Origin of the sequence: Kineococcus terrestris, assembly GCF_041020755.1 — a bacterium.
In the GTDB taxonomy this organism is placed as follows: Bacteria; Actinomycetota; Actinomycetes; order Actinomycetales; family Kineococcaceae; genus Kineococcus; species Kineococcus terrestris.
The window spans coordinates 136,481-149,189 of sequence record NZ_JBEUEI010000002.1 but is presented as its reverse complement, the minus strand read 5'-3'; the positions used below and the strand labels follow the sequence as shown (position 1 = coordinate 149,189).

General features: G+C 76.5%; 13 protein-coding genes and 1 pseudogene. 10 read left to right on the top strand and 4 right to left on the bottom strand.

Translation table 11 applies throughout. The features are described 5' to 3' along the window. Window positions 1-66: 66 nt before the first annotated feature. Window positions 67-1,221: a tyrosine-type recombinase/integrase gene (locus tag AB8M62_RS02020; RefSeq protein ID WP_369068487.1), complete on the top strand. Its 1,155-nt coding sequence runs from the start codon at window positions 67-69 to the stop codon at window positions 1,219-1,221. A gap of 234 nt (window positions 1,222-1,455) precedes the next feature. Further along, window positions 1,456-2,295: an RNA polymerase sigma factor WhiG gene (gene whiG / locus AB8M62_RS02015; protein WP_373694837.1), complete on the top strand. Its 840-nt coding sequence runs from the start codon at window positions 1,456-1,458 to the stop codon at window positions 2,293-2,295. Here whiG and AB8M62_RS02010 read toward each other — a convergent pair. After that, entirely contained in the window at window positions 2,279-2,887 is a 609-nt protein-coding gene (locus AB8M62_RS02010) for a murein hydrolase activator EnvC family protein (RefSeq protein WP_369068485.1), read from the bottom strand. The two genes, whiG and AB8M62_RS02010, sit on opposite strands and share 17 nt — an antisense overlap. A gap of 9 nt (window positions 2,888-2,896) precedes the next feature. On the opposite strand from AB8M62_RS02010, the pseudogene AB8M62_RS02005 reads away from it, so the two are divergent. After that, window positions 2,897-3,781: pseudogene (locus AB8M62_RS02005) on the top strand (alpha/beta fold hydrolase); the annotation flags it as partial. A 111-nt stretch (window positions 3,782-3,892) separates the two neighbouring features. Then, window positions 3,893-4,702 (top strand): HpcH/HpaI aldolase/citrate lyase family protein, encoded by an 810-nt coding sequence (locus tag AB8M62_RS02000; RefSeq protein WP_369068546.1) that lies wholly within the window; start codon window positions 3,893-3,895, stop codon window positions 4,700-4,702. Here the strand turns inward: AB8M62_RS02000 and AB8M62_RS01995 are convergent. The 3 genes from AB8M62_RS01995 to AB8M62_RS01985 all read right to left on the bottom strand — a co-directional run bounded on the left by AB8M62_RS01995 (window position 4,681) and on the right by AB8M62_RS01985 (window position 6,855). After that, window positions 4,681-5,157, bottom strand: coding sequence for a VOC family protein (locus AB8M62_RS01995; protein WP_369068484.1), 477 nt, complete (start codon window positions 5,155-5,157; stop codon window positions 4,681-4,683). The two genes, AB8M62_RS02000 and AB8M62_RS01995, sit on opposite strands and share 22 nt — an antisense overlap. A 76-nt stretch (window positions 5,158-5,233) precedes the next feature. Next, complete coding sequence (locus AB8M62_RS01990) at window positions 5,234-5,599, bottom strand: TraR/DksA C4-type zinc finger protein (RefSeq protein ID WP_369068483.1); 366 nt, start codon at window positions 5,597-5,599, stop codon at window positions 5,234-5,236. Next, window positions 5,596-6,855 (bottom strand): pyridoxal phosphate-dependent aminotransferase, encoded by a 1,260-nt coding sequence (locus tag AB8M62_RS01985; protein WP_373694829.1) that lies wholly within the window; start codon window positions 6,853-6,855, stop codon window positions 5,596-5,598. Before AB8M62_RS01985 ends, AB8M62_RS01990 begins: the two co-directional genes overlap by 4 nt. A 236-nt stretch (window positions 6,856-7,091) precedes the next feature. Here AB8M62_RS01985 and rpsB point away from each other — a divergent pair, with 236 nt between their 5' ends. From rpsB to rlmN, 6 genes are all read left to right on the top strand, one after another. Next, on the top strand, window positions 7,092-8,021 hold the full coding sequence (gene rpsB / locus AB8M62_RS01980) for a 30S ribosomal protein S2 (protein WP_369068482.1): 930 nt from the start codon (window positions 7,092-7,094) through the stop codon (window positions 8,019-8,021). A 111-nt stretch (window positions 8,022-8,132) separates the two neighbouring features. Continuing rightward, window positions 8,133-8,960, top strand: a complete 828-nt coding sequence (gene tsf / locus AB8M62_RS01975; protein WP_369052871.1) for a translation elongation factor Ts — start codon at window positions 8,133-8,135, stop codon at window positions 8,958-8,960. A 257-nt stretch (window positions 8,961-9,217) separates the two neighbouring features. Continuing rightward, complete coding sequence (gene pyrH / locus AB8M62_RS01970; RefSeq protein WP_369053031.1) at window positions 9,218-9,964, top strand: UMP kinase; 747 nt, start codon at window positions 9,218-9,220, stop codon at window positions 9,962-9,964. Between the two features lie 59 nt (window positions 9,965-10,023). After that, window positions 10,024-10,581: a ribosome recycling factor gene (frr, locus tag AB8M62_RS01965; protein ID WP_369068481.1), complete on the top strand. Its 558-nt coding sequence runs from the start codon at window positions 10,024-10,026 to the stop codon at window positions 10,579-10,581. Further along, window positions 10,578-11,435, top strand: coding sequence for a phosphatidate cytidylyltransferase (locus AB8M62_RS01960; RefSeq protein WP_369052873.1), 858 nt, complete (start codon window positions 10,578-10,580; stop codon window positions 11,433-11,435). Before frr ends, AB8M62_RS01960 begins: the two co-directional genes overlap by 4 nt. A 68-nt stretch (window positions 11,436-11,503) precedes the next feature. Continuing rightward, window positions 11,504-12,703, top strand: a complete 1,200-nt coding sequence (rlmN, locus tag AB8M62_RS01955; protein WP_373694828.1) for a dual-specificity RNA methyltransferase RlmN — start codon at window positions 11,504-11,506, stop codon at window positions 12,701-12,703. Window positions 12,704-12,709 lie beyond the last annotated feature (6 nt).

The window sequence follows — 12,709 nt, the reverse complement described above, 5'->3', positions numbered from 1 at the left end:
GGCCCACCGGGGACGCGGGCGTGTCGGTGCTCGCCGCGGCCGGCGCGGGCGGGCAGCGTGCCCGGGGTGAGCGGCGGGCGGGCGCGGGAGACGGTCGAGGAGGTGCTGGACGCGTTCGCGACCCACCTGCGGGCCGAGCGCGGGCGCAGCCCGCACACCGTGCGCGCCTACCGCCGCGACGCGGCCGACCTGCTCGACCTGGTCCTGCCCGCGGTGGGGGACGAGCCGGCCGACCTGGACGTGCTGACCCTGGCGGACCTGCGGGCGTGGCTGGCCGGGGCGGCCGGTCAGCGGGCCCGCTCCACCCTGGCGCGGCGAGCCGTGGCGGCGCGCGCCTTCACCGCGTGGGCCGCGCGCACCGGCCGCGCGCGCGAGGACGCCGGCGCGCGCCTGCAGGTCCCGCGCCGCGACCGGCCGCTGCCGCACGTGCTCGGCGCCGGGCAGGTCGTCGACTTGCTCGACGCCGCCCGCCGGGCTGCGGACGGGCCCGCGGACGACCCGGCGGACGATCCCGCTGACGGCCCGGCGGACGGCCCGGCGGACGGCCCGGCGGACGGCCCGGCGGACACCGCGGCGGACGGTCCGGCCGCGGGTGCTCCGGCCGCGGGTGCTCCGGCCGCGGGTGCTCCGGGCGCGGGTGCTCCGGGCGGTCCGGACGGGGGACGGCGAGCACCGGGAGCCGCCGGGGGACCCGCGACGCGCGGCCGCCCCGACCCCGTGCGCCTGCGCGACGTCGCGGCGCTGGAGCTGCTGTACGCCACCGGCTGCCGCGTGGCCGAGCTCGTCGGCGCCGACGTGGGCGACGTCGACCTCGACCGGCGCACGCTGCAGGTGCTCGGCAAGGGCGGGCGCCAGCGGGTCGTGCCCTTCGGGGTGCCGGCCGCCGACGCCGTGCGCGCCTGGCTGCTCGCCGGGCGCCCGGAGCTGGCGACGGGGGAGTCCGGGGACGCGCTGCTGCTGGGCCGGCGCGGGCGGCGGGTCGACCAGCGCCGGCTGCGCGAGGTGCTCGGCGACCTGCTCCCGGCGCTGCCGGGGACCCCGGTGACCTCCCCGCACGGCCTGCGGCACGCCGCCGCGACGCACATGCTCGACGGGGGAGCTGACCTGCGTAGCGTTCAGGAGTTGCTCGGTCACGCTACGCTGTCATCGACGCAGATCTACACGCACGTCTCCGTGGAGCGCTTGCGGAGGTCGCACCGTCAGGCCCACCCCCGGGCCTGACGGCCTCGGGGGGAGGGGGCACCGGTGGACGCAGCAGCGGGGCGCGAGGGCGCCGCCACGACGGCACGGCGGCGGACGGCGTCCGACGTCCGCGTCGTCGACGCGCGCGCGCGGCAGGACCCCGCGGGCGGGACCGCCGCGGGCCCGGCCGCCGGGAGCGGGGCCGCCGCGACGGGCGAGGCCGCGACCGGGGACGCCGCGCAGCGGGCAGCCGCGCAGGAGGCGCCCGAGGAGGTGCGGCCCGCGGGCCGGCCGCAGGCCAACGCGCGCTTCTCCAGCCGCAAGGGCCCCTCCACCCCGGAGCAGGAGGCCGCCGAGGCGGCCCTGCGCCAGATGTGGGAGCACTTCAAGGCCACGGGCGACGCCGTGGTCCGCGAGAAGCTGATCCTGCACTACTCGCCGCTGGTCAAGTACGTCGCCGGCCGCGTCGGCGTGGGCCTGCCCGCCAACATCGAGCAGGCCGACCTCGTCTCCTACGGCATCTTCGGCCTCATCGACGCGATCGAGAAGTTCGACATCGAGCGCGCGATCAAGTTCGAGACGTACGCCATCTCCCGCATCCGCGGCGCCATCATCGACGAGCTGCGGGCCATCGACTGGATCCCCCGTTCGGTGCGCAGCAAGGCCCGCGAGGTCGAGCGCACCTACGCGGCCCTCGAGGGCGAGCTGCACCGCACGCCCACCGAGGCAGAGGTCGCCGACCGCATGGGCATCGCCCTGGGCGACCTGCACCAGATCTTCAGCCAGGTCTCCTACGTCAACGTCGTCGCGCTCGACGAGCTGCTCAGCGTCTCGGGGGAGAAGGGCGACAAGCTGTCCCTCGTCGACACGCTGGAGGACACCCGCGCCGAGGACCCGGTGCAGGCGTTCGAGGGCGAGGAGACGAAGTTCCTGCTCTCGCGGGCCATCAACCAGCTGCCCGAGCGCGAGAAGATCGTCGTGACCCTCTACTACTACGAGGGCCTGACCCTGGCCGAGATCGGCCGCGTCCTGGGCGTCACCGAGTCCCGCATCTGCCAGATGCACACCAAGGCCGTCCTGCAGCTGCGCGGCAAGCTCAGCGACGTCCGCTGAGAGCACCGCCGAGACCGCCGCTGGAACCGCCGTCCGGTCCGTCCGGCGGCAGCAGCACCGGCGGCCCGGCCGGCGCCAGCAGCGTCAGCGGGTCCACGTAGCGCTCGCCGTCGCGGGCGCCGAGGTGCAGGCACGGCACGAGGCAGTGCGCGGACCCGGCGCCGGGCGCCGGCACGTCGGCCACCCGCTGCCCGGCCCGCACCGCCGTGCCCGCCGGCACGGGCGCCGCGACCGGCTCCAGGGTGCTGCGCAGGCCGCCCGGGTGCGCCACCACGACCACGACGCGGCCCGCGACCGGGCCGGCGAAGGTCACCGTCCCGTCGGCCGGGGACAGCACCGCCTCGCCCGGCCGGGCGGCCAGGTCCGCGCCGCGGTGGCCCGCCTCGTAGCGGCCGACGTCCTCGAAGCCGCGCAGCACCGCCGGCGGCCCGGCCAGCGGCCACGTCCAGCGCGCCACCGCCGCCGCGACGGGCGGGCCGGCCGCCGCGGGAGCGGGGCCGGGCCCGGCGACGGGGCGGGGGACGGCGGCGACGGGCGCGAGCGCCAGGGCGGCCGCGGCGACGACCGGCAGGACGGCGCGGGGCAGGGGCACCCGTCCAGCGTGGTGCGTCACCGCGACCACCGCCGGGTGCCCGCCGGACCCTGTGGAGCGCCGGCCCCGCGCGCGCCTGGGGACCCGACGGCGCGCCCCGCGGACCGGCCACCGCTCCGCGCGCGAGCCCCGGTCCGCCAGGATGCCGGGGTGAGCACCAGCGATCCCCTCGTCCGGACGGTCGCCGCGGCGGACGGCACGCCCCTGGCCACCTACGTCTGGGAGCCCGACGCCCCGGACGCCGGCGGCCCGGGGGACTCCGCGGAGGCCCCCGTCGTCGTGGCCGTGCACGGGTTCGCCTCCAGCGCCGACGCCAACTTCGGCCGCACCGGGTGGACGCGCGACCTGACCCGCGCCGGCTTCCGGGTCGTCGCGCTCGACCAGCGCGGTCACGGGGCCAGCGGCACCCCGCACGACCCCGGCGCCTACGGCATGGACGTGCTCGTCGCCGACGTCCTGGCGGTGCTCGACGCCCACGGGGTCGAGCGCGCGCACTGGGTCGGCTACTCGCTGGGCGCCCGCGTCGGCTGGCAGGCCGCCGTGCAGGCTCCCGACCGCGTCCTGAGCGCCGTCCTGGGCGGCATCCCCGACGGGGAGCCGCTGGAGCGCTTCCGGGTGCAGCAGGCCCGCGCCTTCGTCGAGCGCGGCGAGGAGGTCACCGACCGCATCACGGCCGCCTACCTGACGATGGCCGAGTCGGTGGCGGGCAACGACCTGCGCGCCCTCGTGGCCCTCGTGGAGGGGATGCGGGGGACCGGGCAGCCGGACCCGGCGGACCCGCCGCGCCAGCCGGTGCTGTTCGCCACCGGCAGCGAGGACGGCATCCTGGAGCGCTCGCGGGGGCTGGCCGCCGCGGTGCCGCAGGGTTCGTTCTTCGAGGTGCCGGGCCGGCACCACTTCAACGCCCCGACGTCGCGGCACTTCCGCACGGCCGCCATCGACTTCCTCACCGAGGCCCCCGGGGAACCCGTTCCCGCCCCGGGCGGCGCTCCCGCGCACCGGCCGGTGCCGCCGGAGCTGGCCCGCTCGTGGCTGCTGGTGCCGGCGCTGGGCGACCTGGCGGCGGCCGCCCGGGCGGGCGCCGACGCCCTCGTGCTGGACCTGGAGGACTCCGTCGACGCCTCCCTGAAGGACCGCGCCCGCGAGGCCGTCGTGGCGCACCTGCGCGGCGGCGGCACGGCGTGGGTGCGGGTCAACGGCCGCGGCAGCGAGCACTTCTCGCGCGACGTGGACGCCCTGCGCGGGCTGCCGGGCCTGGCGGGCGTGTGGCTGAGCAAGACGGAGTCGGGCACCCAGGTGACCGAGACGGCCGACCGCCTCGGCGGCGAGGTGCCCGTCGTCGCCCTCGTGGAGTCCGCGCTGGGCGTGGAGGCGGCCGTGGAGATCGCCCGGGCGCGCGGGTGCCTGCGGCTGGCGTTCGGCAACGCCGACTACCGGCTGGACACGGCGACGGGCGCCAGCGACGCGGCGATGGCCTACCCCCGCTCGCGGCTGGTGGTGGCCAGCCGCATCGCGGGCCTGCCCGGCCCCGTCGACGGGCCCACCACGAGCCCGGGGCGCGCCGCGCTGCGCGAGGCGTGCGAGGTGTCGGTGCAGCTGGGGCTGACCGGCAAGCTGTGCCTGGAGGCCGCCCAGGTGGAGGTGGTCGAGGAGGTGCTCAGCCCGGCCCGCGCGGACGTGGCGTGGGCGCGCCGCTTCCTGGCGGACTTCGACGCCCGCGGGCGGGTGGTGCGCGACGGCGGCGACCTGCCCCGCCTGGGCCGGGCCGAGCGGATCGAGCGGCTGGCCCGCGCCTACGGCGTGGCCGCGGACTGAGCCGGCTCGCGGTCCGCGGGGCGCTCCTGCGCGTCCACCGGCCCCGCGTCGACCATCCACGGCGTGCCGAAGCGGTCGGTGCACTGGCCGAACCAGTCGCCCCACGGGGCCACGGCCAGCGGGACGTCCTCGCGCCCGCCCTCGGCGAGGCGGCGGTACCAGCCCAGGACGGTGTCGACCTCGTCGGCGTCGGCGGTGGTCAGGGCCACGGCGAACCCGGCCATCGGCGGCGCGGGCATGCCGGTGGGGGCGTCGGAGGCCATGAGGACCTTGCCGTCGGGCAGCGTGAGCTGGCCGTGCATGAGCCAGTCCGCCTCCTCGGCGACGTCGACGGGCATGCCGCCCTCGGCGAAGGTCATGACGTCCAGCTCGCCGCCGAGCACGTCGCGGTAGGCGTCCAGCGCCTCGCGGGCCGTGCCGCGGAAGGTCAGGTAGGGGTTCAGGGTGTGCGCCACGGGGTCCTCCCCGGTCGGTGGTGGACGGGACGACCTGTGGACCGCGCCCGGCGCCCGGACTCATCGGTCCGGCGCGTCAGCGGCGCCGGGACGCCCCGGCGCAGCGCACGCACTGCTCGGCCCACGGCCGCACGGCCAGCCGCTCGGCGCCCACGGGCCCGCCGCAGGTGCGGCAGGTGCCGGCGTCCGGTCCGTCGAGGCGCTCCAGCGCGGCGTCCAGGGCGGCCAGCCGGGCGCGCACCTGCTCCAGCACGGCGGAGGTCTGCGCCCGCTCGAAGGCCGTGGTGGAGCCCTCCGGGTCGTGCTCGTCGTCGGCGCCGGCGCCCGCGGCCGCCTCGACGGCGCTGGCCAGCTCCCGCTCCAGCGCGGCGGCGAGCTCCAGCGCCCCGCGCCGCTCGGCCTCCAGCACCGCCCGCGCGCCCCCGGGCCCGTCCGCGCTCACGGCCGCAGCACCTGCAGCCGCTCCACCGCCTCGTGCAGCACGGCGTCGGACTTGCAGAAGGTGAAGCGCACCAGCGGCCGCACGGCCTCGGCGGCCGCCGACCCGGGCTCGCAGAAGGCCGCCACGGGCACCGCGACGACACCGGCGCGCTCCGGCAGCGCCCGGCAGGCGGCCACGCCGTCGTCCCAGCCCAGCGGGCGGGCGTCGGCGACCGCGAAGTACGTCCCGCGCGGCACGTCGACGGCGAAGCCCGCCGCGCGCAGGCCCTCCACGAGCAGGTCGCGCCGGCGCGCCAGGTCCGCCGCCAGGCCGGTGAAGAAGTCGTCGGGCAGCGCCAGGGCGGTGGCGACGGCCGGCTGGAAGGGACCGGCGTTGACGTAGGTGAGGAACTGCTTGACCGTGCGCACGGCCGCGACCAGCTCCGCCGGCCCTGTGATCCAGCCGACCTTCCAGCCGGTCACCGAGAACGTCTTGCCCGCGCTGGAGGCCGTCAGCGTCCGCTCCGCCATCCCCGGCAGGGTCGCCAGCGGCACGTGCCGGGCGCCGTCGAAGACGAGGTGCTCGTAGACCTCGTCGGTGAGGACCAGCGCGTCGTGCTCGACCGCCAGGCGCGCCACCTCGGCCAGGTCGGCGGCGTCCAGGACGGTGCCGGTGGGGTTGTGCGGGGTGTTGAGCAGCACCAGGCGGGTGCGCGGCGAGAACGCCGCCCGCAGCGCCGACCGGTCCAGGCGGAAGCCGGCCCGCACGTCGCCGCCCGCGGGCACGAGCGGGACGGAGCGCTGCACGCCCCCGGCCAGGGCCACGACCGCCGTGTAGGAGTCGTAGGCGGGCTCGAGGACGACGACCTCCTCGCCCGGCTCGACGAGCGCGAGGACGGCCGCGGCCACCGCCTCGGTCGCCCCGGCGGTGACGAGCACCTGCGTGCCGGGGTCGAGGTCGAGGCCGTACCAGCGGCGCTGGTGCTCCGCGACCGCCGTCAGCAGCTCGGGCGCGCCGGTGCCCGGCGGGTACTGGTTGCGCCCGCCGCGCACCGCGGCGACGGCGTCCTCCAGCAGCGAGGGCGGGCCGTCGGCGTCGGGGAAGCCCTGCCCGAGGTTGACCGCGCCGGTGCGCAGCGCCAGCGCCGTCATCTCGGCGAACACCGTCGGCCCGAAGCCCCGCATGCGCCGCACCACCGCGGGCCCGCGGGCCGCCCGGGCGACCGCGCCCACCGCCCCGGGGGCGTCGGCGCGACCGGGGTCGAGGCTGCTGCTCACGGGCCGTAGACTACGAGGGCACCTCGTGCGCGTCGTGGCCGTCGGCACCGCCGGCTGCCGTCCACGGGCGGGGTGACACCGCGCTCCCCACTCCCCGCGCGACGCGGGGGTCGCGTCCGCTCGGTCCGCCCGTCCGGCGGTCGGACGCCGTCGGGGGGCCAGGCGCGGCGGACCACCCGGTCCGCGGCGGAGAACCGATCGGCCCCGTCCGGGGGCCGGCACGAGGAGGACCACCCGTGGCCGTCGTCACGATGCGCCAGCTGCTCGAGTCCGGTGTGCACTTCGGGCACCAGACGCGCCGCTGGAACCCCAAGATGAAGCGCTTCCTGTTCACCGAGCGCAACGGCATCTACATCATCGACCTGCAGCAGTCGCTGTCGTTCATCGACCGCGCCTACGACTTCGTCAAGGAGACCGTCGCCCACGGCGGCTCGGTGCTCTTCATCGGCACGAAGAAGCAGGCCCAGGAGTCCATCGCCGAGCAGGCGCGCCGCGTGGGCATGCCCTTCGTGAACCAGCGCTGGCTGGGCGGCATGCTCACCAACTTCTCCACCGTCTCCAAGCGGATCGCGCGCCTGCGCGAGCTCGAGGAGGTCGACTTCGACGACGTCGCCGGCTCGGGGCTCACGAAGAAGGAGCTCCTCGTGCTGCGCCGCGAGAAGGAGAAGCTGGACAAGACCCTCGGCGGCATCCGGGACATGACCAAGGTGCCCTCCGCGGTGTGGATCGTGGACACCAACAAGGAGCACCTGGCCGTCGACGAGGCGAAGAAGCTGGGCATCCCGGTCGTCGCGATCCTCGACTCCAACTGCGACCCGGACGACGTCGACTACAAGATCCCCGGCAACGACGACGCCATCCGCGCCGTGACGCTGCTGACGCGCGTGATGGCCGACGCCGTCGCCGACGGCCTGCAGGTGCGCCACGGCGGCCGCTCCGACTCCGACGCCGAGCCCCTGGCCGCGTGGGAGCAGGACCTGCTCGCCGGTGGCGAGGACCTGCAGTCCGGCGGGTCGGAGTCCGCCGCGACCGCCGCGACCGCCGGTGAGCCCGAGGCCGCCGCCGCCGAGGCCGCGACCGGTCAGGACGCCGAGACCGTCGCGCTGTCGGGCGACCAGCCCGTCGAGGCCCCGTCGGAGACCGTCGGCGCCTCCACCCAGGCCTGAGACCCCCGGTCCGGACCGCCGACGCCCCGGGCTGCCCGCAGCCCGGGGCGTCGGCGCGTCCGCGCCGCCCCGCCCGTCCCCAGGACACCCCACCCCCAGGAAGGACCGACCGTGGCTGCGTACACCGCCGCTGACGTCAAGGCGCTGCGCGAGAAGACCGGCGCCGGCATGCTCGACTGCAAGAACGCCCTCGTGGAGTCCGACGGCGACGTCGAGAAGGCCATCGAGCTGCTGCGCATCAAGGGCCAGAAGGGCGTGGCCAAGCGCGCCGACCGCGACGCCTCCAACGGCCTGGTGGCCGTGCACACCGAGGGCGGCCTCGGCGTCATGGTGCAGCTGAACTGCGAGACCGACTTCGTCGCCAAGTCCGAGGGCTTCCAGCAGCTGGCCCAGCAGGTGCTGGCCCAGGCGGTGGCCGTGGGCGCGACCGACGCGGAGTCCCTGCTGGCCTCCGACCTCGGCGGCCGCACCGTGCAGCAGCTGCTGGACGAGGCCAACGCGACCATGGGCGAGAAGATCCTCGTCCCGCGCGTGGCCCGGGTGGAGGGCGCGCACGTCTCGGCGTACCTGCACCGCACCGCCACCGACCTGCCCCCCACCATCGGCGTGCTCGTCGCGCTGGACGGTGCCCAGGAGGAGGTCGGCAAGGACGTCGCGATGCACGCCGCCGCGATGAGCCCGACGTACCTGCGCCGCGAGGACGTCCCCGCCGAGACGGTCGAGAGCGAGCGCCGCATCGCCGAGGAGACCGCCCGGGAGGAGAACAAGCCCGAGGCCGCCATGGCGAAGATCGTCGAGGGCCGGGTGAACAGCTTCTTCAAGGACAACGTCCTGCTGGAGCAGCCGTTCGCCAAGGACCCGAAGACGACCATCACCAAGCTGCTCGCCGGGGCCGGGGTGAACGTCACCGCCTTCGCGCGCTTCCGCGCCGGCGCCTGAGCACGCCCGACGGGGTGGGGGGTCGCGCGTCCCCCCACCCCGTCCGCGCGTCCGGGCCCGGTGCCCCGCCACCCCGGACGGCCCACCCCGGCGGTCACCGACCGTGACCGCGAGGGGTGCGGTGCGGCACACTGCCCACCGCCCGCCCCGCGCCGACCGCGCGGGCAGCGCCCACCCAGCGCACCCAGCGCCCGCAGCGCGCCCACCCCGCGCCGACCCCGAGGAGCCCCCGCGTGCCGGAGACCACCGAGCCCGAGCTGACCGTCGACCTGGACGCCGGCACCCTCGAGCCCAAGCCGAAGTACCGCCGGGTCCTGCTCAAGCTGTCCGGGGAGTTCTTCGGCAACGGCTCCGTCGGCGTGGACCCCGACGTCATCGCCCAGGTCGCCCGCGAGATCGCCGGCCCCGTCAAGCAGGGCGTGCAGGTCGCCATCGTCGTCGGCGGCGGCAACTTCTTCCGCGGCGCGGAGCTGTCCCAGCGCGGCATGGAGCGCACGCGCGCCGACTACATGGGCATGCTCGGCACGGTGATGAACTGCCTGGCGCTGCAGGACTTCCTGGAGCAGGCCGGCGTCGACACCCGCGTGCAGACGGCCATCACGATGGGCCAGGTCGCCGAGCCGTACATCCCGCGCCGCGCCATCCGGCACATGGAGAAGGGCCGCGTCGTCATCTTCGGCGCCGGGGCCGGCCTGCCGTACTTCTCCACCGACACCGTCGCCGCCCAGCGCGCGCTGGAGGTGCGCGCCGACGCGGTGCTCATGGCCAAGAACGGCGTCGACGGCGTCTACACCGGCGACCCGCGCAAGGACCCGGCCGCCACGAAGATCGACACCATCACCTACGCGGACGCCCTGCAGCGCGGCCTGCGGGTCGTGGACACCACGGCCTTCAGCCTGTGCATGGACAACGGCCTGCCGATGGTCGTCTTCGGCATGGAGGGGCAGGGAGTGGCGCGCGCCCTGCGGGGTGAGAGGATCGGCACGCAGGTGACCGCGGGCTGAGGCCCGGTCCGCCCCGGCGGGGCGCCGCAGGACCGCACGGCAGGACGAAGGGACCAGGCGTGATCGACGACACCCTCCTCGAGGCCGAGGAGAAGATGACCAAGGCGATCGACGTCGCCAAGGAGGACTTCGGGAGCATCCGCACCGGGCGCGCCAACGCCGCGATGTTCCACAAGATCCTCGTCGACTACTACGGCGCGCCCACGCCGCTGCAGCAGCTGGCCTCCTTCCAGATCCCCGAGGCCCGCTCGGTCCTCATCACCCCCTTCGACCGCTCGGCGATGGGCGAGATCGAGAAGGCCCTGCGCAACTCCGACCTCGGCGCCAACCCGAGCAACGACGGCCAGGTCATCCGCGTCGTGCTCCCGCAGCTGACCGAGGAGCGCCGCAAGGACTACATCAAGCTGGCGCGCACCAAGGCCGAGGACGCGCGCGTGTCGGTGCGCAACGTGCGCCGGCGCGCCAAGGAGGAGCTCGACCGCATCGTCAAGGACGGCGAGGCCGGCGAGGACGAGGTCGCCCGTGCCGAGAAGGAGCTGGAGGCGACGACCAAGAGGTACGTCGACGAGGTCGACGTGCTGCTGAAGAACAAGGAAGCGGAACTGCTGGCGGTGTGAACGCCCCGGCAGCCGCCCCGGCGCGGCGGGCAGGCCGCAACCTGCCCGTCGCGATCGGCATGGGGCTGGGCATGGGCGCGGTGCTCGTGCTCAGCCTGTTCGTGCACCCCGTCGGGTTCGTCGTCCTGGCGTCCGCGGCCGTCCTCTACGGCACGGTGGAGGTGGCGCGGGCCTTCCGCGCCCGCCACCTGCGCGTGCCCACGCTGCCCCTGGTGGCGGGCACCCTGGCGATGCTGCCGGGCGCCTACCTGGACGGCGGGCAGACCCTCTTCGTCGGCTACGCGCTGACCGTCCTGGCGCTCGTCGTGTGGCGGGTGGTCGTCGGCGGCGGCGACCACGGCACGCCGGTGCGGGTGCCGCCCGTGCGCGACGTGGCCGGCGGGGTGTTCACCGCCACCTACGGCCCGCTGTGCGCGGGCTTCGCGATCCTCATGCTCGGCGCCTCCGACGGCCCGTGGCGGGTCCTGCTGTTCATCCTGCTCGTCGTCGGCAGCGACATCGGCGGCTTCGCGGCCGGGGTGCTGTTCGGCCGGCACCCGATGGCCCCCTCGGTCAGCCCGAAGAAGTCCTGGGAGGGCTTCGCCGGGTCGCTGGTGGTGGGCGCGGTCGCCGGTGCGGTGGCGCTGCCGCTGATGCTCGGCGGCACCTGGTGGGGCGGGGTCGTGCTCGGGCTCGTCGCCGTGGCGGTCGCCACCCTGGGCGACCTGTCGGAGTCGATGCTCAAGCGCGACCTCGGCATCAAGGACATGGGCACGCTGCTGCCCGGCCACGGCGGGGTGATGGACCGGCTGGACTCGCTGCTGCCGGCCGCGCCCGTCGTGCACCTGCTGCTGCTGGCGCTGATCGGCGGCTGAGCCGCGAGGGGCCGCGGGGGTCCGCGGGGGCCCGGTGGCGTCCGCAGCGCCCTTACCATGGGAGCACCATGCCGAGCGACGCCCCCGCCCTGGACCAGCAGCCCCCGAGCGCCCCCGTCCGCGAGCCGCTGCCGCTGGCCCCCGCGGGTCCGGGCGCGCTCGTGATGACGGCACCCCGCCGGGGCAAGCCGCCGCGGCACTTCGCCGACCTGGAGCCGGCCGAGCGCGGGCCGGCCCTGGCCGAGCTGGGCGAGAAGCCGTTCCGCGGCAAGCAGCTGGCCACCCACTGGTTCGAGCGCCTCGTCGACGACCCCGAGGAGATGACGGACCTGCCGGCCGCCAGCCGGCGCCGGATCGCCGACGCGCTGCTGCCGACGCTGCTGACCCCCGTGCGCACCCTGGCCGCCGACGGCGGGAAGACCGTCAAGACGCTGTGGCGGCTGCACGACGGCGCCCTCGTGGAGTCGGTGCTCATGCGCTACCCGGGGCGCAACACGCTGTGCCTGTCCAGCCAGGCCGGCTGCGGCATGAACTGCCCGTTCTGCGCCACCGGCCAGGCGGGGCTGACCCGCAACCTGTCCACCGCCGAGATCGTCGAGCAGGTGACGGCCGCGGCCCGCGCCCTGGCGCGCGGCGAGGTCGCCGGCGGTCCCGGGCGCGTCAACAACGTCGTCTTCATGGGCATGGGCGAGGCGCTGGCCAACTACCGCTCGGCGGTGGCCGCGCTGCGCCGGCTGGTGGCGCCCGCCCCCGACGGCCTGGGCATCTCGGCGCGGCACGTGACGATGTCGACGGTGGGCCTGGTGCCCGCGATCGACCGGTTCGCCGCCGAGGGGATCCCGGCGACGCTGGCGCTGAGCCTGCACGCGCCCGACGACGAGCTGCGCGACGAGCTGGTGCCGATCAACACCCGCTGGAAGGTGGCCGAGGCGCTGGACGCCGCCCACCGCTACTTCGAGGCCACCGGGCGGCGGGTCAGCATCGAGTACGCCCTCATCCGCGACGTCAACGACCAGGCGTGGCGGGCCGACCGGCTGGGCAAGCTGCTCAACGCCCGCGGCCGCGGCTGGGTGCACGTCAACCCCATCCCGCTCAACCCCACGCCCGGCTCCAAGTGGACCGCCAGCGACCCGGCCGTCGAGCGGGCCTTCGTGGCGGCGCTGGAGGCCCGGGGCGTGCCCACGACGGTGCGCGACACCCGCGGCAGCGACATCGACGGCGCGTGCGGCCAGCTGGCCGCCGTCGCCCCCGTCGAGCCGGCGTCCTGAGCGGGG

Excerpts from the sequence above, each read along its gene's own strand:
- rlmN (WP_373694828.1), top strand. The coding sequence starts at position 11,504 with ATGCCGAGCGACGCCCCCGCCCTGGACCAGCAGCCCCCGAGCGCCCCC.